Annotated in this window: 18 protein-coding genes; 10 read left to right on the top strand and 8 right to left on the bottom strand. The window is 73.3% G+C overall.

Going from position 1 to position 21,005, the window contains the following annotated elements; translation table 11 throughout:
* Positions 1–30: 30 nt before the first annotated feature.
* Positions 31–543 carry an NUDIX domain-containing protein gene (locus ACFYPS_RS01880; protein WP_387322287.1) on the top strand — a complete coding sequence of 171 codons (513 nt, stop codon included), beginning with the start codon at positions 31–33 and terminating at the stop codon, positions 541–543.
* A gap of 80 nt (positions 544–623) precedes the next feature.
* Here the strand turns inward: ACFYPS_RS01880 and ACFYPS_RS01875 are convergent, their stop codons facing one another.
* From ACFYPS_RS01875 to ACFYPS_RS01860, 4 genes are all read right to left on the bottom strand, one after another.
* The gene (locus tag ACFYPS_RS01875) at positions 624–2,558 is read right to left on the bottom strand and encodes an ABC transporter ATP-binding protein (RefSeq protein WP_354962586.1); all 1,935 of its coding nucleotides are present in this window, start codon (positions 2,556–2,558) and stop codon (positions 624–626) included.
* 150 nt (positions 2,559–2,708) lie between these two features.
* Entirely contained in the window at positions 2,709–3,341 is a 633-nt protein-coding gene (locus tag ACFYPS_RS01870) for a flavin reductase family protein (RefSeq protein ID WP_354962348.1), read from the bottom strand.
* 58 nt (positions 3,342–3,399) lie between these two features.
* Entirely contained in the window at positions 3,400–4,836 is a 1,437-nt protein-coding gene (locus ACFYPS_RS01865) for an ATP-binding protein (protein ID WP_354962349.1), read from the bottom strand.
* Positions 4,837–4,891: 55 nt separating this feature from the next.
* A complete protein-coding gene (locus ACFYPS_RS01860) occupies positions 4,892–6,559 on the bottom strand; it encodes an FAD-dependent oxidoreductase (protein WP_354962350.1) in 1,668 nt (555 codons plus the stop codon).
* Positions 6,560–6,711: 152 nt separating this feature from the next.
* Between ACFYPS_RS01860 and ACFYPS_RS01855 the strand changes: the two genes are divergently transcribed.
* From ACFYPS_RS01855 to ACFYPS_RS01820, 8 genes are all read left to right on the top strand, one after another.
* Positions 6,712–8,952, top strand: a complete 2,241-nt coding sequence (locus tag ACFYPS_RS01855; RefSeq protein WP_354962351.1) for a hypothetical protein — start codon at positions 6,712–6,714, stop codon at positions 8,950–8,952.
* Positions 8,953–8,977: 25 nt separating this feature from the next.
* On the top strand, positions 8,978–9,469 hold the full coding sequence (gene smpB, locus ACFYPS_RS01850) for an SsrA-binding protein SmpB (protein ID WP_354962352.1): 492 nt from the start codon (positions 8,978–8,980) through the stop codon (positions 9,467–9,469).
* A 62-nt stretch (positions 9,470–9,531) separates the two neighbouring features.
* Positions 9,532–10,377, top strand: coding sequence for an MOSC N-terminal beta barrel domain-containing protein (locus ACFYPS_RS01845; RefSeq protein WP_354962353.1), 846 nt, complete (start codon positions 9,532–9,534; stop codon positions 10,375–10,377).
* 62 nt (positions 10,378–10,439) lie between these two features.
* Positions 10,440–11,369: an expansin EXLX1 family cellulose-binding protein gene (locus tag ACFYPS_RS01840; RefSeq protein WP_354962354.1), complete on the top strand. Its 930-nt coding sequence runs from the start codon at positions 10,440–10,442 to the stop codon at positions 11,367–11,369.
* 109 nt (positions 11,370–11,478) lie between these two features.
* Entirely contained in the window at positions 11,479–11,901 is a 423-nt protein-coding gene (locus ACFYPS_RS01835; protein WP_354962355.1) for a TOBE domain-containing protein, read from the top strand.
* Positions 11,898–12,695: a molybdate ABC transporter substrate-binding protein gene (gene modA / locus ACFYPS_RS01830; protein WP_354962356.1), complete on the top strand. Its 798-nt coding sequence runs from the start codon at positions 11,898–11,900 to the stop codon at positions 12,693–12,695. Before ACFYPS_RS01835 ends, modA begins: the two co-directional genes overlap by 4 nt.
* Positions 12,692–13,507, top strand: a complete 816-nt coding sequence (locus tag ACFYPS_RS01825; RefSeq protein ID WP_172899115.1) for an ABC transporter permease — start codon at positions 12,692–12,694, stop codon at positions 13,505–13,507. Before modA ends, ACFYPS_RS01825 begins: the two co-directional genes overlap by 4 nt.
* The gene (locus ACFYPS_RS01820; protein WP_354962357.1) at positions 13,504–14,571 is read left to right on the top strand and encodes an ABC transporter ATP-binding protein; all 1,068 of its coding nucleotides are present in this window, start codon (positions 13,504–13,506) and stop codon (positions 14,569–14,571) included. The genes ACFYPS_RS01825 and ACFYPS_RS01820 overlap by 4 nt, the downstream gene beginning before the upstream one ends.
* A 50-nt stretch (positions 14,572–14,621) precedes the next feature.
* On the opposite strand, the gene ACFYPS_RS01815 is transcribed toward ACFYPS_RS01820, so the two are convergent.
* The 3 genes from ACFYPS_RS01815 to ACFYPS_RS01805 form a co-directional block, all read right to left on the bottom strand.
* Entirely contained in the window at positions 14,622–15,035 is a 414-nt protein-coding gene (locus ACFYPS_RS01815; protein WP_354962358.1) for a type II toxin-antitoxin system Phd/YefM family antitoxin, read from the bottom strand.
* Positions 15,036–15,076: 41 nt separating this feature from the next.
* Positions 15,077–15,649: a GNAT family protein gene (locus ACFYPS_RS01810; RefSeq protein ID WP_354962359.1), complete on the bottom strand. Its 573-nt coding sequence runs from the start codon at positions 15,647–15,649 to the stop codon at positions 15,077–15,079.
* Positions 15,650–15,743: 94 nt separating this feature from the next.
* A complete protein-coding gene (locus ACFYPS_RS01805; RefSeq protein ID WP_354962360.1) occupies positions 15,744–16,979 on the bottom strand; it encodes a hypothetical protein in 1,236 nt (411 codons plus the stop codon).
* A gap of 189 nt (positions 16,980–17,168) precedes the next feature.
* On the opposite strand from ACFYPS_RS01805, the gene ACFYPS_RS01800 reads away from it, so the two are divergent.
* On the top strand, positions 17,169–18,728 hold the full coding sequence (locus tag ACFYPS_RS01800) for an NAD(P)/FAD-dependent oxidoreductase (protein ID WP_354962361.1): 1,560 nt from the start codon (positions 17,169–17,171) through the stop codon (positions 18,726–18,728).
* A gap of 15 nt (positions 18,729–18,743) precedes the next feature.
* Here the strand turns inward: ACFYPS_RS01800 and ACFYPS_RS01795 are convergent, their stop codons facing one another.
* Complete coding sequence (locus ACFYPS_RS01795; RefSeq protein WP_354962362.1) at positions 18,744–20,990, bottom strand: hypothetical protein; 2,247 nt, start codon at positions 20,988–20,990, stop codon at positions 18,744–18,746.
* Positions 20,991–21,005 lie beyond the last annotated feature (15 nt).

Raw genomic sequence — 21,005 nt, 5'->3', positions numbered from 1 at the left:
GCGACGGCGGTGCGGGTAACGTGCTGCGGCATGACCGGTACGCCGTACTCGCACTGCTCCTACTGCGGCACCGCCTACCCGGCGGCGGGCTGGCCGCGGGTCTGTGCGGCCTGCGCCGAGACCGTCTGGCGCAACCCGCTGCCCGTCGCGGTGGCCGTGCTGCCGGTCCGCACCGCCGAGGGCCTGGGTGTGGTGGTGGTCCGCCGGGACATCGAGCCGGCCCGCGGGCTGCTCGCGCTGCCCGGCGGTTTCATCGAGTACGGCGAGGAGTGGTCCGACGCGCTGGTCCGCGAACTGCGGGAGGAGACCGGGCTGGTGGCGGGCGCCGAGGACGCCCGGCTGTTCGCGGTGCACGGCGCCCCGGCGGGCGGCACGATGATGATCTTCGGGGTGCTGCCCGAGCGGCGGGCCGAGGAGCTGCCGCCGTCGGCGCCGACCGAGGAGGCGACTGAGTGGTTGGTGCTCACCGAGCCGGTGGAGCTGGCGTTCTCGACCCACACCCGGGTGCTCGCCGACTTCCTCACCCGCGACCGCCGCGCCTGACCTCCCCTCCCCCGGCCGCCCCGGCCCGGCCCGACCTTGGGCCAGGTGGGTCGGCCTCAGCCGCGCGAGCTGCCCGGTGCTCAGCGGGGTAGCGCGTCGTCGGTGCCGGCGAGGTAGCCGCTGGCCTGGAGGTCGAACAGCTCGCGGTAGAGGCCGCCGGCCGCCATCAGCTCGTCGTGACTGCCCTGCTGGACGAGTCGACCCCGGTCCATGACGAAGATCCGGTCGGCGTGCCGGACGTTGGCGAGCCGGTGGGTGATCAGGACGACGGCGCGGTCCGGTCGGCGACGCAGATGTTGGAACAGAGCGTGTTCGGCGCGGGCGTCCAGGGCTGCCGACGGCTCGTCACAGATCAGCAGGGCGGCGTCCCGGTAGAGGCCCCGAGCGGCGACCAGCCGCTGCCACTGCCCGCCGGACAGCTCGTGGCCATCCTTGAACTCCCGGTCGAGCAGGGTGTCGTAGCCGTGCGGCAAACCGACGATCATGTCGTGGGCGGCGGCCGCGGCGGCGGCATCCTGCACGCTGGGGCCCGGTCGATCCGGCGGCCGGTCGTGCCGCCCGACCCGGATGTTCTGCCCGGCGGTGAACGGAAACCTCCACCAATCCTGGGTCATCACGGCCACCTGCGCGCCGACGGTACGCGGGTCCAGTTCGGCGGCGTCGACGCCGTCCCAGCGGATCACCCCGCCGGTCGGCTGGTAGAGCCCCGCGATCAGCTTGGCCAGGGTGGTCTTGCCGGAGCCGTTCTCGCCGACCAGCGCGATCACCTCGCCCCGCCGGACGGTCAGGCTGACCCGGTCCACCGCTGGCGCGTCAGTGTCCGGATAGCGCAGGCTCACCTCGTCCAGCTCGACCGCGTCGACGCCGTCGGCCGCCCGCTCACCGCCGATCGGCACCCGGCTGCCGGCACGGTCCAGGAAGTCCCGGTAGTCCTGGTAGTAGAGGGCGTCCTCGTAGAGCGAGTTGGTGGCGACGACGGCCACCCCCAGGCTGGTCCGCGCCGACTGCAGGGCGAGCATGGCGGTCGCCGCGGCGGCGAGGGCGACCATTCCGCCCAGCAGCAGACCGCCGAGGACCGCGTACACCCCGAAGGTGGCCAGCCCCGCGACGGACGCGCCCACCACCCGGGTGCCCGTCTGCGAGCGGACCAGTCGCAACTGGGCCCGGGTCTCGACGGCCATCACAGCGCGGTACTCGGCCAGCAGGAAGTCGCGCATCTGATAGGCGCGCACCTCGGCGGCGGTGCGCCGGTTGGCCATCAGATGGGCCAGCATCCACATCCGACGTCGCCGGGTGATCCGCGCCAGCATGGCCAGGTACTCCCGGCGGGCCATCCGCACCGCCGTGATCGCCTGGGGTATCGCCGCGAGCAGCAGGCAGGGCAGTAGCAGCGGCTGGATGACGGTCACCGCGACCGCGGTGGCGAGGATTCCGACCACACCGGTTACCAGGTTGACGGTGTGATCGACGATGTACGCCGCTTCGCCCATCCCCCGGTCCCGCACGCGGTCCATCTCCTCGGCGAACCCCGCGTCGTCGAACGCGGCCAGGTCCACCGCCGTGGTCGCCTCGAACAGCCGCAGCTCCACCTGGTAGTTGATCTGCGGGGTCAACCGGGCCTGAGCCCAACCGGCGGCGATCGTCAGACCACCGCGGGCCGACACCGCCGTGGCGGCCACGATCAGCGCCGGCAGGGCCGAGCGGACCCGGTCCGGGGTGGGACCTGCGGCGAACAGCTCGCGCAGCACGCTGGTCGTGGCGAGCAGGCCGAACGTGGTCATCACCCCGGCCGCGACGTTGAGCCCGATGGAGGCGACGGTGTCCCGGCGGTTGGTGGCCCAGGCCAGCCCGACCGCCTCCCGGACCAGCCGGGGCAGCCGCCGGGCCACCGCCCAGAAGCTGGTGTGGGCGACCTCCCTCGCGTGGTGCATCCAGACGGCGTCCTCCAGCTCCGGCAGCACCGGCGGGTCGCCTGGCCGATCGTCGTCCAATGAGGCGGTACGCTGGCGGGCCATCGACTCCACGTACCCTCCTCGGGGCGGGATCACCAATGCCGCCCGACCCTACTGTGTGCAACTGCCCGATGTCTCCAGGTGACCGGCGCGTCGCACGAGTGTGCCAATGGCGTGTCGTCACCCCATCCGGATGATCCCGAGCCGGCCAGGTCAGCCGGCCGGCGTCTCCGAGCGGAAGCTGTGACCCATCTCGGCGCCGAGCCCGAAGTAGTGGCGGAAGTTGTAGATCAACGGATGCCAGGCCCCCGGGTCGACATGGTCGGTGCCCGGCACGACGATGCGGGCGTCGGCGTGCACCGCCAGTACGTGGGCCTCGACGATGAGGAACGAGTCAGTGGCGTCGGCGTGGATCCGGGAGACCCGGGCCTCCAGGTGCAGCGGGCACTCGGTCACCCGGGGCGGTCGGACGCGGTACGACGGCTGCGGCCGCAGGCCGGCGGCCTCGAACTTCGCCGACTCGTGCCGGAACCGGTCGCGCTTGGAGTCCGGCACCGGGTGCCGTCCGGTCAGCGGCGCGAGCCGCTCGACGGCCTCCCACTGATCAGCAGCGGGAAGATTGATCACCACATCGGGGCGGGCGGCGAGGTTGTACGCGGTCTGCCCCTCGCCGCCGAGGCCGAGCACGACGACGTGGTCGAGGGCCCACGCAGAGGAGATCGGTGCCAGGTTGGCGCTGCCGTCGTCGTTCTCGGTGCTCAGCAGCACCACCGGGGTACCGAAGTACAGGATGCTCGGGTTGATCGTCAGGTGCTCGGCGACGGGTGGTGAGTGGCTGATCGTCATGGTCGCTGACCGTACGGCCGTCATCGTTCGGCCCTCGCCGAAACGACCGGTCCGCAGGTCAGGACGGCGGCGTGCCCTCGTTGACCGGCAGCAGGACCCGGAAAGTGGTCCGCCCCGGTTCGGTCTCCACCCGGATGTCGCCGTGGTGCTTGTGCACCACGATCCGGTACGAGATGTCCAGCCCCAGCCCGGTGCCCGCCCCCACCGGCTTGGTGGTGAAGAACGGCTCGAAGATGCGCGGACGCACCTCGGGCGGGATGCCGGGGCCGGTGTCGGTGATCTCCACCGCCAGCAGGTCGCCGACGCGTCCGGTGTGGACGGTCAGCGTGCCCTTCTCTCCCATCGCGCCCAGCGCGTTGTCGATCAGGTTGGTCCACACCTGGTTCAGCTCCGCGGCGTACGCCGGGACCGGCGGGAGGCCGCGGTCGTACTCGCGGACCAGCTTGACCTGCGCGGGGATCTTCCCCTTGAACATCACCAGCGTCGCGTCGAGCAGGTCGTGCACGTCCACCACCCGGTGCGGCGCGCGATCCAACTGGGAGTACTGCTTGGCGGCACCGACCAGCCCGGAGATGCGGGTCACCGCGTCGCCGATCTCACGCATCAGCAGCTCGGTGTCGACGGTGTAGGTGAGCCACCGCACCGCCGCCTCCAGGTCCGCCGGGCCGACCGCCGCCTTCACCCGCCCCAACCAGGCCGCGTCGAGCCCGCCACCGACCAGGATCGGCGCCAGATCCCAGGCGCCGCTCACCCCGTGCTCCTCCAGCCAGTCGGTGAGCGCGTCCTCGGCGTCGGCGGTCGCCATCGGGGTCAGCTTCGGCGCGGTGGCCACCCGGGCCACCGCCTCCTCCTGCAACGCGACGAGGCCGTGCAGCGCCCGACCGTCCAGCCGGCCGTCGGCGATCATCGCGAGCTTGTGCCGCATCCCGGCGACCCGGTCGCCCAGCACCGACGTGGCCCGCACCGCCGCCGCGGCCGGGTTGTTCAGCTCGTGGGTCAGCCCCGCCGAGAGCGAGCCCAGCGCGAGCAGCCGCTCCCGTTCGCCGACGATGGTCTGGCTGTTCCGCATCCCGAAGAACAGGCCCTCCAGCAGGTGCATCGGCATCGGGAACCAGGACCGCAGGGCGTACGCGAAATCCTCGGCCGGCAGCACGAAGAACTCCGCGTCGGTCACCGCCCGCAGGCTGTTGCGGTAGGTCTGCTCGACCTGGTCGCCCAGGTACGCCTGGGTGGCGCCGCCGTACACCCCGCGCTGCTCGGTGCGGCTGACCTCGATGTCGTCGCCGCGTACCTGCCGGCTCAACGCCACCGCGCCACGCAGCAGGACGAAGAAGCAGGTGGCGTCCTCGCCCTCGGCGTACACCAGGGTGCCGCCCGCGCGCTGCTCCACCCGGCCGTGCTCGGCCAGCCAGTCCAACTGCCCGTCGTCGAGGGCCTCGAACAGGAACAGGGTACGCAGCTGCGCGGGTGTCAGCCGGTCGCTCTCGGTGGTCACTGGGCCTCCTTCGTTCGCGACTGCGGGGCTCGCAAACCCGGCTCACTCCTCGCGCTCACTGGGCCTCCAGGTAACGGTGCACGAGCGACACGGCCATGGCGCCCTCGCCGACGGCCGAGGCGACCCTCTTGACCGATTCGGCTCGCACGTCACCCGCGGCGAACACCCCCGGCAGGCTGGTCTCCAGGTGGTACGGATCGCGCGACAGCGACCAGCCGGCCGGACGCCGCCCACCGGCGAGCAGATCCGGACCGGTCACGATGAAGCCGCGCCCGTCGCGGACCAGCACCCCGTCCAGCCAGTCGGTCCGAGGCTCGGCGCCGATGAAGATGAACAGCCAGGACGTGTCCACCGAGCGGGCCTCGCCGGTACGCGTGTCGCACAGGGTGAGCCGTTGCAGGTGATCCTGCCCGGCGCCACCGACCACCGCGGTGTGCGGGTGCACGGTGATCCGGTCGATGCGCTCCAGCTGGTCGATCAGGTATCGGGACATCGAGGCGGTCAGGTCGGCGCCCCGGATCAGCAGGTGCACGCGGGCCGCGTACCGGGAGAAGTGCACGGCGGCCTGGCCGGCCGAGTTCGCCCCGCCGACGATGTAGACGTCCTGGTCGACGCAGCTCGGCGCCTCGGTGGCCGTGGAGCCGTAGAACACCCCCCGGCCGGTGAAATCGGCCAGCCCCGGGGCGTCGAGCACCCGGTAGGAGACCCCGGTGGCCAGCACCACGGTGTGCGCGGCGATCTCGGTGCCGTCTCCGAAGCGCAGCAGCCGGGCGCCGCCCGCCTCGCTCAGACCGACGACCTCCCGGGCGCTGAGCAGCTCGGCGCCGAACTTCACCGCCTGCCGCCGAGCCCGGTCGGTCAGCTGCGCCCCGGAGACGCCGTCCGGAAAGCCCAGGTAGTTCTCGATTCGGCTGCTCTGGCCGGCCTGCCCGCCGGTCGCCCGCCGCTCGACCAGCACGGTGCGCAACCCCTCCGAGGCGCCGTACACCGCGGAGCCCAGGCCGGCCGGGCCACCGCCGATCACCACCAGGTCGTAGAAGTCGGAGGCGGGCACCACGGTCAACCCGGCCAGCCCGGCCAGCTCGGCCTCGCTCGGAGCGATCAGTGCCTTGCCCTCGGCGGTCACCACCAGCGGCACGTCCGCCGCGGTGGCCCCGGCGGCGTCGAGCAGTCGGGCGCCCTCCGGGTCGTCGGCCAGCAACCAGCGGTACGGCACCAGGTTGCGCGCCAGGAAGTCGCGGACCTTGAACGACGGCGCCGACCAGCGGTGCCCGACGACCCGGATCTCGGTGGTCGCCGCGTCCGGGGTGACCGCCCACGCCTCCAGCAGGCCGTCCACCACCGGGTACAGCTTCTCCTCCGGCGGATGCCAGGGCTTGAGCAGGTAGTGGTCCAGGTCGACCACGTTGATCGCCTCGATCGCGGCGTCGGTGTCCGCGTACGCGGTGAGCAGCACCCGGCGGGCGGCCGGGAAGATGTCCATCGCGGCCTCCAGGAACTCGACTCCGGTCATCTCCGGCATCCGGTGATCGGCCAGCAGCAGCGCCACCTGCTCGCCACGCAGCTTGACCTCCCGCAGCGCGTCCAGCGCCTCCGGGCCCGAGGCGGCCCGCAGCACCCGGTAGCGGTCGCCGTACCGGCGACGGATGTCCCGGGCCACCGCCCGGGACACCACCGGGTCGTCGTCGACGGTCAGGATCACCGGGTTCGCCATGGCGCCCATAAAACCACCTACCAGGGGTACGCCGCACCGGGCCGGGTCGGTACGGGACGCGGTTCACGGTTGGTCGGGCGCGAGGCGGGTAAGCCGGGTCGCCGCGCGGGTGGCCGCACACCGACGACCCGCCCGACTGCCGCGCACACCTCGGGGGGCCCATGGCGGACGCGTCGACGACCGGAACGACGTCGGACCGGGTCGTGGAGCTGCGGGTGCACGGCGTCTCGGGGGCGGGGGCCGACCAGGTGCTGGACCGGCCGCACGTCCACCAGGTCGCCGGGGACCGCAGCGGCGGGTTCTACCGCCCACGTGAGGGCTATCCCGACACCAAGGGCACCGACGGGATCATGCTGGAGGCGTACCGCTGGAGCGACCTGCCGTCCGGCACGGCCGTGCGGACGCTGTCGCTGGTGTTCCTGCTGCCGTTCATGCTCTGCAACGTGGCGCTCTGGATGCGCCCGGCGGGTTACGCCTCGAAGCACGGCATCGTCGCGCTGTGCCGGGTGCTCGCGCTCACCCTCACCATGCTCTACGTGCTCTCCATCGTCGGGGTGGCGCTGGACCTGATCGCCTGGCGTTGCATGGGCACCCCGTCCTGCATGGCCGGGCGGACCTGGCTGTCCTGGCTCGGCGGGCGCTCGGCCGGGTTGCGCCTCGGCGTGTTGGCGCTGGTGCCGGTCGCCGCCATCGGAGTCGTCTGGTGGCTGGGCGCCCGCCCCAGCCACTCGTTCGACGCGTTCCGGACCCGGGAGCCCTCCTCCGCCGCCGCCGCGCACCGGTTGAGCGCGGTCGGCCAGTGGGACGGCACGCCGCTGGTGGGCAGGCTGCGCTCGGTGCACGTCGCCGCCGCGTTCGCCACCCTGGACGGCAGCCTGCTGGCCGCCCGGATCAGCGAGGGTGCGTCCTGGGTGATGGGGGTGCTGGTCGTGGCCACCGGGGCGGTGCTGCTCGCCTGCCTCGTCCTGCTCACCGTGGTGCAGAGCATCGACCGGCCCGGCCCGTCGGCCCGGCTCGACGGGCTCACCCGCGGCCTACGCACGATCGCCTGCGGCCTGACCATCCTGGTGATCGTGTACACGATCATCAGCCCGAAGCCGTGGCCGCACGGCCGCGAGCTGCCCGGGTACGGCGCGCTCGTCGCCTGGCTGTTCGCCAGCCAGACCGCGCTGCTGCTCGTACTCGCCGCGTTGGTGATCTGGCGACGGGGCGGGCCGCCGGGGGCATCACCGCTGCGCGCGCTGGGCGCGCCGGCCTTCGTCACGGTGGGCGCCGGCCTCGCCGTGGCGTTCTCCGCCGAGCTGGTCTACCGGGTGTCGGACCTGCTGGACCGCGACGGCGAGACCGCGGACCGACTGGCCACCAGCCCGCCACTGGCGTACAAGTGGGCGATCTTCGGGTTCTTCATCGCGGTGCTGACCGCACTGCTGTTCGGCGGCGTGGTCACGGTGCTGAGCTGGCGCGAGCGGAGGCGGGCCGCGGCCGCGATCGTGGCCGCCGACTTCCCGCACGCGCCGCCGGACGCGGCGCAGCGGCTGCGTCAGGTCGAGCAGGCGGTGGCCCGGGCCCGGTTCACCGAGCGGCTGCCCCCGCTCACCGTGGTCTACGCCGGGCTGGCCGCGGTCGGCCTGGCCGCCAGCGTGCTCGGCCTGCTCCAGCTCTATCCCGGTGACGTGATCCAGCGCTACGTCCGGCTGCCCGCCGACATGGTCAACTTTCTGATCGGGATGGGCAGCTACGCGATCGCCGCGATCGTGCTCGGGCTGGTGGTCGGCGGCATCTTCGCGTACCGGACGGCGCAGTTCCGCCGGTACGTGGGCGTGCTCTGGGACCTGGGGACGTTCTGGCCCCGGGCGGCGCACCCCTTCGCCCCGCCCTGCTACGCCGAGCGGGCCGTACCGGAGCTGACCCGGCGGATCACCTATCTGGTCGACCAGGGCGAGGCGGTGCTGCTGGCCGGGCACAGTCACGGCTCGGTGCTGCTCGCCGCCACGGTGCTGCAACTGCCGCCCCGGACCACCGACCGGGTCGCCCTGCTGACCTACGGGACGCCGCTGCAGCGGTTGTACTCGCAGCTGTTTCCCGCCTACGTCGACGACGAGGTGCTGCGCGAGATCGGCGAGCGGGTCGGCTGGCGCTGGGTGAACCTGTGGCGGGAAACCGACCCCATCGGAGGTTGGATCTTCGCTCCGCACCGTCCCGGGGACCCCGGGACGGTCACCGGGCCGGAGGCCTCCGTGGACCGCCGGTTGGTCGACCCGCACGACGTGGTGCCACCGCCGTACGACAGCGTGCCGCCGCCGATCCTGGGGCACTGGCCGTGCGAGTCGGATGAGGCGTTCGCGGCGGCGGAGCGGGACCTGACCGAGCGGCTGCGCGCGGACCTGCGGCGGACGGGTTGAGCGGCGGGCCGGATATCGTCGCGGGGTGAGCCCGTCCAAGCAGCCCGAACGCCGGCTGATCGCCTCGAACAAGAAGGCCCGGCACGACTACACCGTGCTCCGGACGTACGAGGCGGGCATCGTGCTGGTGGGCACCGAGGTGAAGTCGCTGCGCGAGGGGCGGGCGTCGCTGGTGGACGCGTTCGCCCACGAGCGGGACGGCGAGATCATGCTGTACGGCCTGCACATCGCCGAGTACGCCTACGGCACGTGGACCAACCACGCCCCCCGGCGCAACCGCAAGCTGCTGCTGCGCCGGGCCGAGATCGACCGGATCCTGGAGAAGGTCCGCGAGGGTGGCGTGACCCTGGTCCCGCTGTCGATGTACTTCGACAACGGCTGGGCCAAGGTCGAGCTGGCCCTGGCCAAGGGCAAGCGCACCTACGACAAGCGGCAGACGCTGGCCGAGCGGGACGCCAACCGGGAGATCGCCCGCGAGCTGGGCCGGCATCTCAAGGGCCACCCGCGCCGGGGCTGACCCCACCCGGGCTGCCGGAGCGAGGGCGCCCGCGTCACGCCACGTCGTGTCATCCTGGCCGGATGCGAGTCGCCTCGATCCACACCTATCCGGTGAAGGGGTGCCGCCGAATGGACCGCGACACGGCGCGGGTCGAGCCGTGGGGCCTGGACGGCGACCGGCGCTGGCTGATCGTGGACGGACACGGGCTCGGCCTGACCCAGCGCCAGCACCGGGAACTGGTGACGGTGCGGGCGGTGTCCCGGCCGGGCGGGCTGACCCTGGACGCGCCGGGCCTGGCTCCGCTCGATCTGGCCGAACCGACCGGCGGCGAGGCGATCCAGGTCCGGGTGTTCCGGGGGCGGCCGCCCGCACCGGTACGCGCCGCCGGCCGCGAGGCGGACGACTGGCTCAACCGGCTGTTGGGGCGCACCGCTCGGCTGGTCTGGCTCGGTGACCCCGCCGGCAACCGCGTTCCCTGGCCGGATCCGGCCGGCTCCGGCGCCGAGGTGAGCTTCGCCGACGGCACTCCGCTGCTGCTGGCCAACACCGCGTCGCTGGACGCGTTCAACGACTGGCTGCTGGAGTCGGGCAGCTCCGAGGGGCCGCTGCCGATGATCCAGTTCCGCCCCAACCTGGTGGTCAGCGGTGCCGCGCCGTGGGCCGAGGGTGAGTGGGTCGGCCGGCGGATCAGGATCGGCGGGGCGGTGCTCCACGGCGTCGACGAGTGTGGCCGCTGTCTGGTCGCGACGATCGACCAGGAGACCGGGGAGCGGGGGCGGGAGCCGCTGTGGATGCTCGCCGCACGGCGGAACATCGGCCGGAAGCTCCGCTTCGGTCTCCAGATGACGGTGCGGGCCGAACCGGGCGGGCCTTCCCGCGACGGTCGTACGGTCAGCGTCGGTGACACCGTGGAGGTGCTGGACTGATCGGGGCGGCCCGCCTCGGACGTTGTTGCGCTGCCACCGGAGGTGGGGCAACATCAGGCGCCGTGACCGCACCAGGCAGGGACCTCGAGAACGACACCCAGGCCGGCGACAGCGGCACGCACCGGTGGAATCGGCGGGTCAGACACTGGATGGCCGGCGCCGGGGTCACCGCCCTGGCCGCCGTGGTCGGCATCACCCTCGCCGTACGCTCCGGCTCCGCCCCGGCCTGTGCCGCGCCACCGACGGGCGCCACCGTCCACAAGGGAAAGGCCTCCTTCTACGACGCGGGCGGCTCGGGCGGCAACTGCTCCTTTCCGAGCCCTCCGGCGGACCGGCTCTACGTGGCACTCGGCCCGTCGGAGTACGCGGGGGCGGCGGCCTGCGGCGGTTACCTGGACGTGAGCGGCCCGAAGGGCACGGTCCGGGTCGTGGTCATGGATCAGTGCGCCGGGTGCACGCCCGGCCGCATCGACCTCTCCGAGGAGGCGTTCGCCCGGATCGCCGACCGGGCGCAGGGCGTCGTGCCGGTGACGTACCGGGCGGTGGTGAGCCCGCCGCTCGACGGGGGCCTCACCTTCCGGATGAAGAACGGCGCCTCGCAGTGGTGGTTCGCGGTGCAGGTGGGCAACCACGGCAACCCGCTCCGCTCGGTCGAGGCGAAGGGGCCGGGCGGCGGCTTCCGCGCGGCGGTCCGCCAGAACGACAACTACTGGACCGTCGAGCGCGGGATCGGCCCCGGGCCCTACAGCATCAGGGTCACCGACGTGTACGGGCGCCAGGCAACCGCCACCACCATCCGGATGGTCGCGAAGCGGGTCCAACGCAGCGCGGCCTCCCTCGCCGACCCCGGCGCCCCGGCCCGTACGCCCAGCGGTTCGCCCTCGGCCGGACCGACCCCGACGGCGAGCCCCGTCCCGACGGAGTCGGTCGCCCCGACGGCGACCCTCGAAGCCCTCGCCGGCGCCGCCCCGCTCGGCGTCCCCGGCTGCTGACCCCACCCACGCCGGGCCCGTCCGCCTCCCGGCGAGCGGGGACAGGGAGACGTAAAACGCAACCCCTTCCGGTCTTTCCGCTCGCAGATGCGAGGGCTAGGGTGGGCCGGTGACGATGTTTCGCATCGGCGAGGCGGCCGAGCTGCTGGGCGTCAGCGCCGACACGATGCGCCGCTGGGTGGACGCCGGGCGACTGACCGCCGGGCGCGACGCGCACGGCCATCGGGTCATCGACGGCGCGGACCTGGCGGGTCTGGCCCGCGCCCAGGCCGCCGATCCGGCCGTGGGCGCCGAGCTCTCCTCCGCCCGCAACCGGCTGCGCGGCATCGTCATCGACGTACGCAAGGACACCGTGATGGCGCAGGTCGACATCCAGGCGGGCCCGTTCCGGATCGTGTCGCTGATGAGCCGGGAGGCCGTCGACGAGCTTGACCTGCGGGTCGGCTCGGTGGCCGTCGCGGTGATCAAGTCGACCACGGTGGTGGTGGAGCGGGCCGCACCCGCCCCGGCCAGGGGAAGGTCGGGCGGATGAGGGCGCGGGCGGTGCGTACGGCGGTGGCCGTACTGGTGGCGGTGGCCGGGCTGGCGGTGGCCGGTTGCGGCGGAGGCGACGACCCGACGCCGGACGGCACCACCGGGGACGATCGGGTCACCGGCGCGGTGACCGTGTTCGCCGCCGCATCGCTGACCGAGTCGTTCACGCGCATCGGCGAGGACTTCGAGGCCGCGTACCCGGGCAGCACCGTGACGTTCAACTTCGCGGGCAGCTCCGCCCTGGCCAACCAGATCAACCAGGGCGCACCGGCCGACGTGTTCGCCTCGGCCGCTTCGCGGAACATGACCACGGTGACCGAGGCGGGCAACGCCGACGGCACGCCGAGCACCTTCGCCCGCAACCAGCTGGTGATCGCGGTGCCCCGGGGCAACCCGAGGGGGGTGACCGGGCTGGCCGACCTGACCCGGCCGGGCGTGAAGGTGGCGCTCTGCGCCGACCAGGTGCCCTGCGGCGCGGCTGCCCGGTCGGCGCTGGAGGCGGCTGGGGTCGCGTTGACGCCGGTCACCCTGGAGCAGGACGTCAAGGGAGCGCTGGCCAAGGTGAAGCTGGGCGAGGTCGACGCTGCACTGGTCTACCGCACGGACGCCAGCGCGGCGACCGCCGACGTGACCGGCGTCGAGTTCCCCGAGTCGGCGCGGGCGGTCAACGACTACCCGATCGTGGCGCTGAAGGACGCGCCGAACCGGGCGGGCGCGCAGGCCTTCGTCGCGTACGTGCGCTCGGCGCCGGCGCAGGCGGTGCTCGCCGAAGCGGGCTTCCAGGCCCCGTGAGCCGGGTCCTCGACACCGCCGTGCCCCGGCGGCGCGGCCGGGTGCCGGCGGCGCTGCTGATCCCGGCCGGGTTGGGGCTGCTCTTCCTCGTCCTGCCGCTGGCCGGGCTGGTCGTGCGGGCACCGTGGACGACGCTGCCGCAGCGGCTCACCGAGCCGGGGGCGCTGACCGCACTACGGCTGTCGGTGCAGACCGCGACCCTGGCCACCATGCTCTGCCTGCTGCTCGGGGTGCCACTGGCCTGGCTGCTGGCCCGGGTCGAGTTCCCCGGCCGGCGACTGGTCCGCGCCCTGGTCACCGTGCCGCTGGTGCTCCCGCCGGTGGTCGGTGGGGTGGCGCTGCTGTTGGTCTTCGGCCGGCGCGGGCTGCTCGGCGGGTGGCTCGACGCCACGTTCGGCGTCACCCTGCCGTTCACCACCGCGGGTGTCGTGCTGGCCGAGTCGTTCGTCGCCATGCCGTTCCTGGTCATCGCCGTGGAGGGGGCGCTGCGCGCTGCCGACCACCGCTACGAGGAGGCCGCCGCGACGCTGGGCGCCGGCCGGTGGACCACCTTCACCCACGTCACGCTGCCGCTGGTGGCACCGGGGCTGGCCGCCGGCGCGGTGCTCTGCTGGGCCCGGGCGCTCGGCGAGTTCGGCGCCACGATCACCTTCGCCGGCAACTATCCCGGCCGGACGCAGACCATGCCACTCGCCGTCTACCTGGCGTTGGAGACCGACCTGGAGTCCGCGATCGTGCTCAGCCTGGTGCTGCTCACCGTCTCGGTGGTCATCCTGGCCGCGTTACGTGACCGCTGGATGACCAGCCCGTGACCGCGTCACTGCTCGACGCCCGGCTCGTCGTCGACCGGGGCGCCTTCCGGCTGGATGTGCCGCTGCGGGTCGCGCCCGGCGAGGTGGTCGCGCTGCTCGGGCCGAACGGCGCCGGCAAGACCACCGCGCTGCGCGCGCTGGCCGGGCTGCACCCGCTCAGCGCCGGGCACGTCACGCTCGGCGGCGCCGACCTGGACCGGCCGGCGAGCCGGCGCTGGGTGCCCACCGAACGCCGGCCGATCGGCGTAGTCTTCCAGGACTATCTGCTCTTTCCGCACCTCAGCGCATTGGACAACGTGGCCTTCGGGCCGCGTAGGCACGGCGTCGACCGTCGGGCGGCGCGGGCCACCGCCCGGGACTGGCTCGGCCGGGTGGGGCTGGCCGAGCAGGCGCACCGCCGGCCCCGGCAGCTCTCCGGCGGGCAGGCGCAGCGGGTGGCGCTGGCCCGCGCGCTGGCCGTCACGCCATCGCTGTTGCTGCTCGACGAGCCGCTCGCCGCACTGGACGCCCGCACCCGGCTGGACACCCGCGCGGAGCTGCACCGCCACCTGTCCGCGCATCCGGGGGCGACGGTGCTGGTCACCCACGACCCGCTGGACGCGCTGGCGCTGGCCGACCGTCTGGTCATCGTGGAGGGCGGACGGGTGGTGCAGGAGGGCGACGGCCCCAGCGTCACGGCCCGCCCGCGCACCGACTACGTGGCCCGCCTGGTCGGGCTGAACCTCTATCGGGGGCGGGCCGAGGGGCACGGGGTGCGGGTCGCACCGGAGCTGACCCTCACCGTCGCCGACCGCCTCGACGGGGAGGCGTTCGTCGCCTTCCGCCCGGCGGCGGTGGCCCTGCACCCGCGCCGACCGGAGGGCAGCCCCCGCAACACCTGGGCGGGCACCGTGGCCGGGGTCCAGCGGCACGGCGACAACGTGCGGGTGCAGCTGGACGGGCCGATCGGGGTGGCCGCGGACGTCACCCCGGCCGCCGCCGCCCAGCTGCGGCTGATCCCCGGCCAGCAGGTCTGGGTGGCGGTCAAGGCGACCGAGACGCACGCCTACCCGGCCACCGGCTGACACCTGGTCGCGGTGCCCCGTCGTCCGCCGGGCGGCCCGGCGGGGACGGCTCAGCCGGCGAGGAGGTCGGCGTGCGCGGCGCGCAGCCGTGCCAGCGCCGGGTCGCTGCCCGGGACGACACGGCGGTCCAGCTCGGCCCACACCTCGGCCAGTGCCGCGCGAACGGCACCGAGCTCGGCCGCGTGCCGGTGACTGCTGCGCCGGTGCTGCTCGTCGAGGCGACGGGCCCAGCCCGCGGTGACCGCGGCGAGCCGGTCGGCGTCGGCGCGGGCCTGTGCGCCGCTGCGGGCGGCAGCGGCCGGGACGATCGCGGCGACCGGGCGGTGATCGCCGTCGCGGGTGACGACGGTGACCGCGTCGGTCAGCTCGGCCAGCGCGACGAGCTGGCTGAACCGGGTGCGCGCCTCGCGCAGCGGCACGGAGCGCGGCGGATCGGGGTGCGGGGTGAGCGCGGGGACGGCCATGGATGCATGGTGCCGTCCGGGTACGACAGAACCCGCCGTCGTCAGTGGACGGTGGACTGCGCAACGGCCGGCCCGACCAGCCACTCGTCGGCCAGCACCGACCAGACTTCGAGGTCGATCCGCCCCTGCGGCCCCGGGTAGACCTGCCGCAGCGTGCCGTCGTGGCGCAGGCCGAGACGGCGGGCGAGCGCGATGCTGCGGGCGTTGTCGGCGTTGGTGCGCCACTCCACCCGCTGGATGCCGCGCTCGCGAACCGCCCAGTCGACGATCCGGCGGACCGCCGGCGCGACGATGCCCCGACCCTGCGCCGACGGCTCCACCCAGCAGCCCACCTCGCAGACGCCCAGCGCCGCGTCGAACGACACGAACATGACCCCGCCGACCAGCGTGCCGCGCCACCACAGGCCCCAGATGCCGCCGGCGTCGCGGGCCCAGCGGTCCGCGTACCGCTGGAGCACCGCCCGGGCCGAGGGCAGGTCGGTGGCGACGAAGGACGGCGACACCCAGGGCTGGATGTGCTCCCGGGCCCGGTCCAGGTTGGCGAGGAACTCCTCGGCCCGCCACGGGTCCAGCGGGCGCAGCTCGACCTCCTCGGTCAGCGGCAGGGCGAACACGGTGCCTCCACGGGGTGCGGTTCGGACGTCGTCGGGATGCAGGTTCGCACAGGCCGGCCGGCCGGACCCAGCGCGGGGCGCGCTCGGGCGCCACTCAAATGATCATGTGGGTCCAGTAGCTGAGCCAGAGCACGAACAGCGCGCCCTGCACCAGGGCGAGGGCCGCGGTCAGCCACACGTCGACGGTGGCGCGGCGTGCCCAGCGGGCCAGCACCAGGGCGACCGGGAAGGCGGCGAGCAGGTAGCGCAGCAGGCTCTTGTAGACCGCCGGGCCCATCGACAGCGGCACCAGGACCATGAGCACGCCGTACACCAGGTACGGCAGCTCCCGTCGGCGGAACCCGGCGATCAGCACGGCCAGCACGGCCACGGCGAACCAGACCCGGGCGGCGTCGCGGGGCTCCCCGGCCAGCCCGTCCAGCAGCACCGGCAGCGGGTTCTGCACCTCGATCCCCCAGCCGACCTGCTGGGCGTGCTGGTAGGCGAACCAGTCCCCGCCCCGCCACCGGCAGAACGCCATGAAGGTGAACCACCCGGTGGGCAGCAGCAGCAACGGCCAGCCGATCCGCAGGTAACCGAGCAGGGCGCGCGGGCCGAGCCGCCAATCGTGCTGGCGGAGCAGCACCAGGGCCAGCGGCAGCGCGACGAGCAGGCCGACCGACCGGCTCATCGCCAGGAAGTAGCCGAGTACGCCGACCAGGAGCCACCGACGGCGCTCGGCGTAGTAGAACGCGGCCAGCGCGAGGCAGACGAAGAGCGACTCGGTCAGCGCGGCCTGGAACAGGAACGCGGTGGGCAGCAGCACCAGGTAGCGGGTGAACCGGCGGGCCCCGTCCGGGTCGCCGAGCAGCAGCTCGGCCAGTCGGTAGCCGTACCAGAGGGCCAGCAGGAACGCGACGTTGCTGATCAGCAGCAGGGCCAGCGCGTTGTCGCCGCCGAGCAGCGCGCCGACCGGCCGGGCCAGGAACGGGTAGAGCAGGGGGAAGCCGAAGTCCCGCCACGGCCCGGTCAGCGGCAGCTCACTGAGCCGTAGGTAGAGCAGCGCGTCCCAGGCGAACCAGAAGGAGATCCACCGGTGCCCGGAGATCTCCCGCTGCTGCGCCCACATCAACGCCTCGTCGGCCGGCGGCGCGCCGGGAACGCCGTCCCAGGCGTGCAGGACCAGGAGCCCGACCAGGGTGAGCAGCAGCTTCGCGCCGAGGAACAGGCCCAGCAGGTACGGCCAGGGGGCCGGCACCCGGCGGGCCAGCCGTGCCCCGGCCCGGGCCGTCGCGGCCAGCCGGGGGGCGAGCGCCCTCGCGCGCCCCCGGCCGCTCCGCCACCGGCGCATCCGCCCCGCTCCCCCGGTCCGCCCCGGCCCACCCTCCGCGCGGGGGCGCCACTCTTCCCGTTGTACGCCGCCGCGCGCGCCGCCGGAGCCGAAACCGTCACATACCGGTGCGGTCGCGCGGGTGAAGTCCGCCGCAGAACGGGTACGCGCCGCGCCTCAACCACAGCGGTGAGCAGGGAGCGCGGCGGCATGAGCGAGCAGCACGGCACGGTGGTCATCGGCGCGGGGCCGGCGGGCCTCACGGCGGCGTACGAGCTGCTCCGGCACGGCCTGCCGGTCCGGGTGTTCGAGGCGGACGAGGTGGTCGGCGGGATCAGCCGGACCGTGGAGCGCGACGGGTGGCGGTTCGACATCGGCGGGCACCGGTTCTTCACCAAGGTGCCCCGGGTGGAGGCGTTCTGGCACGAGATCCTGCCGGACGAGGACTTCCTGACCCGGCCCCGGATGAGCCGGATCTTCTACCGGGGGGCGCTGTTCAACTACCCGCTCAGCGCGGCGAACGCGCTGCGCAACCTGGGGCTGCCGGAGGCGGCCCGCTGCCTGGGCTCGTACGCCCGGGCCCGGCTGCGCCCGCCCCGGGACCAGTCGCACTTCGAGGGCTGGGTGTCGGCCCGGTTCGGCTGGCGGCTGTACTCGATCTTCTTCAAGACGTACACCGAGAAGGTCTGGGGAATGCCGGCCGATCGGCTCCAGGCGGACTGGGCCGCGCAGCGGATCAAGAACCTGTCACTGGCGAAGGCCATCCGCAACGCCGTGCTGCCCCGGCGGTTCCGCACGGACGTGACCAGCCTGATCGAGCAGTTCCAGTACCCGAAGTACGGGCCGGGGATGATGTGGGAGCGGTGCGCCGAGCAGGTCCGCCACCGTGGCGGCGAGGTGTCGACCGGCACCTGGGTCACCGCGGTGCACCGCGACCCGGCGCGACGGCGGGCGGTCAGCGTGACGGTCAACGGGGCGGGCGGGCAGCGCACTGAGGCCGCCGACCACGTGATCTCGTCGATGCCGATCTCCGAGCTGGTGACCGCGTTGCGGCCGGCGCCGCCGACGGAGGTGCTGGCCTGCGCCGCCGACCTGCGCTACCGCGACTTCCTGACGGTCGCGCTGGTGGTGCCGGCCGAGTTCTCGTTCCCGGACAACTGGATCTACGTGCACGACCCGGGAGCGCGGGTGGGCCGGATCCAAAACTTCGGTTCCTGGTCGCCGTACCTGGTCAAGGACGGCCGCACCTGCCTGGGTCTGGAGTACTTCGTCTTCGAGGACGACGAGATGTGGCGTACCCCCGACGCCGAGCTGGTGGCGCTGGCCACCGCCGAGCTGGAGCGGCTGGGGTTGGCCCGGCCGGGCGTGGTGGAGGCCGGCTACGTGGTGCGGATGCCGAAGGCGTACCCGGTGTACGACGAGCGATACGAGCACAACGTGGACGTGATCCGGGCCTGGCTGGCCGAGGAGGTGCCGAACGTGCACCCGGTGGGTCGCAACGGCATGCACCGCTACAACAACCAGGACCACTCGATGCTCACCGCGATGCTGACGGCGGAGAACATCGCCACGGGCAGTACGCACGACGTCTGGTCGGTCAACGTGGAGCAGGACTACCACGAGCAGTCGTCCGGCGGCGACGGACGGCGGGGCACGGGCCGGGACGCGCCGGTGGTGCCGAGCCGGATCGTCACGGCCCCGATCACCGCGCCGGCGGGTACCCGCCACGTCGGCGACGAGGACCGGCCAGCCCAGGTGCCGCTGGCCTGACCGTGGGCTGTCGGCTCACCGCCTGACGCGGACACCGGGGCTCGCCGCGGTTTCGCCGCCGGCCCCCGGCGCCGGCGGCCGGCGTATCGTGCCTGGATCCTGCCGTCGCTGGTAGGCGGCGGCCAGGTGGTCCTGGAGTTCGGCGTGCCGGAACTGGTACACCACACCGGCCTGGCGCAGCACCTGCCGTCGCAGCGCCTCTCGAAACAGTACGGGGAACCGAACCGGCGGACGCCCACGCAGCAGCAACACGATCTGAGCGAACCCGGTCAGGACCGCCGGGCCGAGGCCGCTGAAGATGCCGTACGACATCCCGAGCAGGATGCCGAGCTCCGGTCCGACCGACACCATCCCGGGTCGAGGCGGATCCACGATATTGAACAGCGCGAACAGGACTCCGCCGAGGACGATGCCAGAAGTCACGGTCACCACGGTGCGGCGGCGGTCGGCCCGGTAAATGCCGTCCGGGGTGCTCGCCGGCGAGTCGGCCAACGGCTTCAGCCAGATGCCCAGCAGGCCGAATGTCACGTTGGATCGACCGATCGACGTGCCGACGATTGAGAGGCCCATCAGCGTCAACCCGAGCAGCACCCCGGCGAACGGGCCGAGGACAAGTCCGGTGGCTACGCCGATGGTCAGCGGTGGACCCGATCCGAGCAGCCACAGCGTGCGCAGTTCCGCCCTGGTCGGCCACCGCGGGTCCATGCCGATCGGGTCAGCGGGGGTTGGTGCCGGGCCGGGGGGCTTAGATCCCAGAACACACGCGCCTGCGGTGGCGGCGGCGCCGAAGATCACGCCGAGCACAGCCAGCAGTATGTCGGCCCTGGTGCCGTTGGCCAACGCCACGCATGTCCCAGCCAGCACGGCCGTCGGCAGTCCGATTCCGAAGCCGACAACGATCGACAGAGGCCCGAAGGGAATCCAGGTCGGGATCTCCCACCAGCGCAGGTCGCGGCGTCCCTGGAGGTGGTGGGCGAACCAGGACAGGTAGAACAGGTGACGCCGGTTCCGCCGCCGCTCGCGTCGGCCGCGCGGGCCGGAACCGGCCGGGTAGGCCCGCTTCAGGAACTGGCCGATCACGCGGGCCTTCACCTCCGCCACCGACGACAGCTCGGCCAGCTCAGCTGGGTCGGATGCCCCACCGTCCGGCCCGTCGAACGCGTCCCGGGCCAAACTCAGGATCAGGGGGTTGGCGAAGGCTTCCGCTACCGGCGAGTCGGGGTGGTTGCGCAGATGGTCGGTCAACTGCCGCCAGAGCCGACGTTGCCGGTCGCTGTCGTGGCCACGGCGCAGGTACTCGGCGGCGGTGTCTGGCTCGACCGGGTCGAGCTGGAGGACGACCGGGCGGGGCAGCCGTCCGCCGGCGCGCGCACGGTCGTACCCCTCGATCTGGGAGGTGAGTACGACCCGCAGCCCAGCAGCCTCACGGGCGATCGCGGTGAGCGCGGCCCGCTGCCCCGCCGCCGGCATCTCGTCGAGGCCGTCGAGGAAGAGCGCCACCTGTCCTTTCTCGATCAGGCGGCGTGCGACGTCCGCGCCGTAACGCGGGTGCCGAAGAGCCCGGAAGTTCGTCTCCATCTCCCTGACCACGTGGTCGAGCAGCGACCTCTCGCCCGGGTGCCAACTGCCCAGGGTCACCCATACCGGCACCGGCGTGCCGGCGTGCCCCCCTGTCATGATCGGTTGGACGCACTCCTCGGCCGCCCTGACCAGCAGCATCAGCATCGCCGCGGTCTTCCCGCTACCGGCCGGGCCGAGCAGGAGCAGTTGCTGGCGCTGGATCCGCCGGTAGAGGTCCGCATGCAGGTCGCTGACCACGCCCTGTTCGCCGCGACCGTCCTCGACCTGGTTCCGGCGATCGGCGCTTCGACGGCGGGGAGCCCGGCGAGCTTTCCCACCGGGGCGGTCGAACACTTCGTGAATCGGCAGCGACCGTTGGTGGTCCCAGTGCCAGGTGACCCGCACCGGGTCGGCGGTCGTTTCGATGCCCCAGGCCGCAGACTGCTTCGACCACAGCGACAGGGTGGCCTGGGCCAGTACGTCGGCTGCCGCCGTGAGCTGCTCCGCCGCCGAAAGCTGCGGCTCTTCTGAGCCGCGCCGCCACTCCACCACCGCCGCCGCGAACACGAGTAGGGCACACGGGATCCACATGGCCGTGTACACCCAGGACGGCAGGTGGACCGGGGCGGTGGTCAGGTTGATGACGACGGCGAGCGCGGCCGTCAGCGCGGCCGTGGCCAGAGAGTAACGGAATCGCCGCATGCACATCTCCCGGTC

The organism is Micromonospora sp. NPDC005087 (genome assembly GCF_042872965.1).
Classification (GTDB): Bacteria; Actinomycetota; Actinomycetes; order Mycobacteriales; family Micromonosporaceae; genus Micromonospora.
The sequence above is the reverse complement of the archived record's forward strand: the minus strand, read 5'-3'. Positions and strand labels throughout refer to the sequence as shown.

Excerpts from the sequence above, each read along its gene's own strand:
- ACFYPS_RS01880 (WP_387322287.1), top strand. The coding sequence starts at position 31 with ATGACCGGTACGCCGTACTCGCACTGCTCCTACTGCGGCACCGCCTAC.
- ACFYPS_RS01875 (WP_354962586.1), bottom strand. The coding sequence starts at position 2,558 with ATGGCCCGCCAGCGTACCGCCTCATTGGACGACGATCGGCCAGGCGAC.
- ACFYPS_RS01870 (WP_354962348.1), bottom strand. The coding sequence starts at position 3,341 with ATGACGATCAGCCACTCACCACCCGTCGCCGAGCACCTGACGATCAAC.
- ACFYPS_RS01860 (WP_354962350.1), bottom strand. The coding sequence starts at position 6,559 with ATGGGCGCCATGGCGAACCCGGTGATCCTGACCGTCGACGACGACCCG.
- ACFYPS_RS01855 (WP_354962351.1), top strand. The coding sequence starts at position 6,712 with ATGGCGGACGCGTCGACGACCGGAACGACGTCGGACCGGGTCGTGGAG.
- ACFYPS_RS01845 (WP_354962353.1), top strand. The coding sequence starts at position 9,532 with ATGCGAGTCGCCTCGATCCACACCTATCCGGTGAAGGGGTGCCGCCGA.
- modA (WP_354962356.1), top strand. The coding sequence starts at position 11,898 with ATGAGGGCGCGGGCGGTGCGTACGGCGGTGGCCGTACTGGTGGCGGTG.
- ACFYPS_RS01815 (WP_354962358.1), bottom strand. The coding sequence starts at position 15,035 with ATGGCCGTCCCCGCGCTCACCCCGCACCCCGATCCGCCGCGCTCCGTG.
- ACFYPS_RS01805 (WP_354962360.1), bottom strand. The coding sequence starts at position 16,979 with ATGCGCCGGTGGCGGAGCGGCCGGGGGCGCGCGAGGGCGCTCGCCCCC.
- ACFYPS_RS01800 (WP_354962361.1), top strand. The coding sequence starts at position 17,169 with ATGAGCGAGCAGCACGGCACGGTGGTCATCGGCGCGGGGCCGGCGGGC.
- ACFYPS_RS01795 (WP_354962362.1), bottom strand. The coding sequence starts at position 20,990 with ATGCGGCGATTCCGTTACTCTCTGGCCACGGCCGCGCTGACGGCCGCG.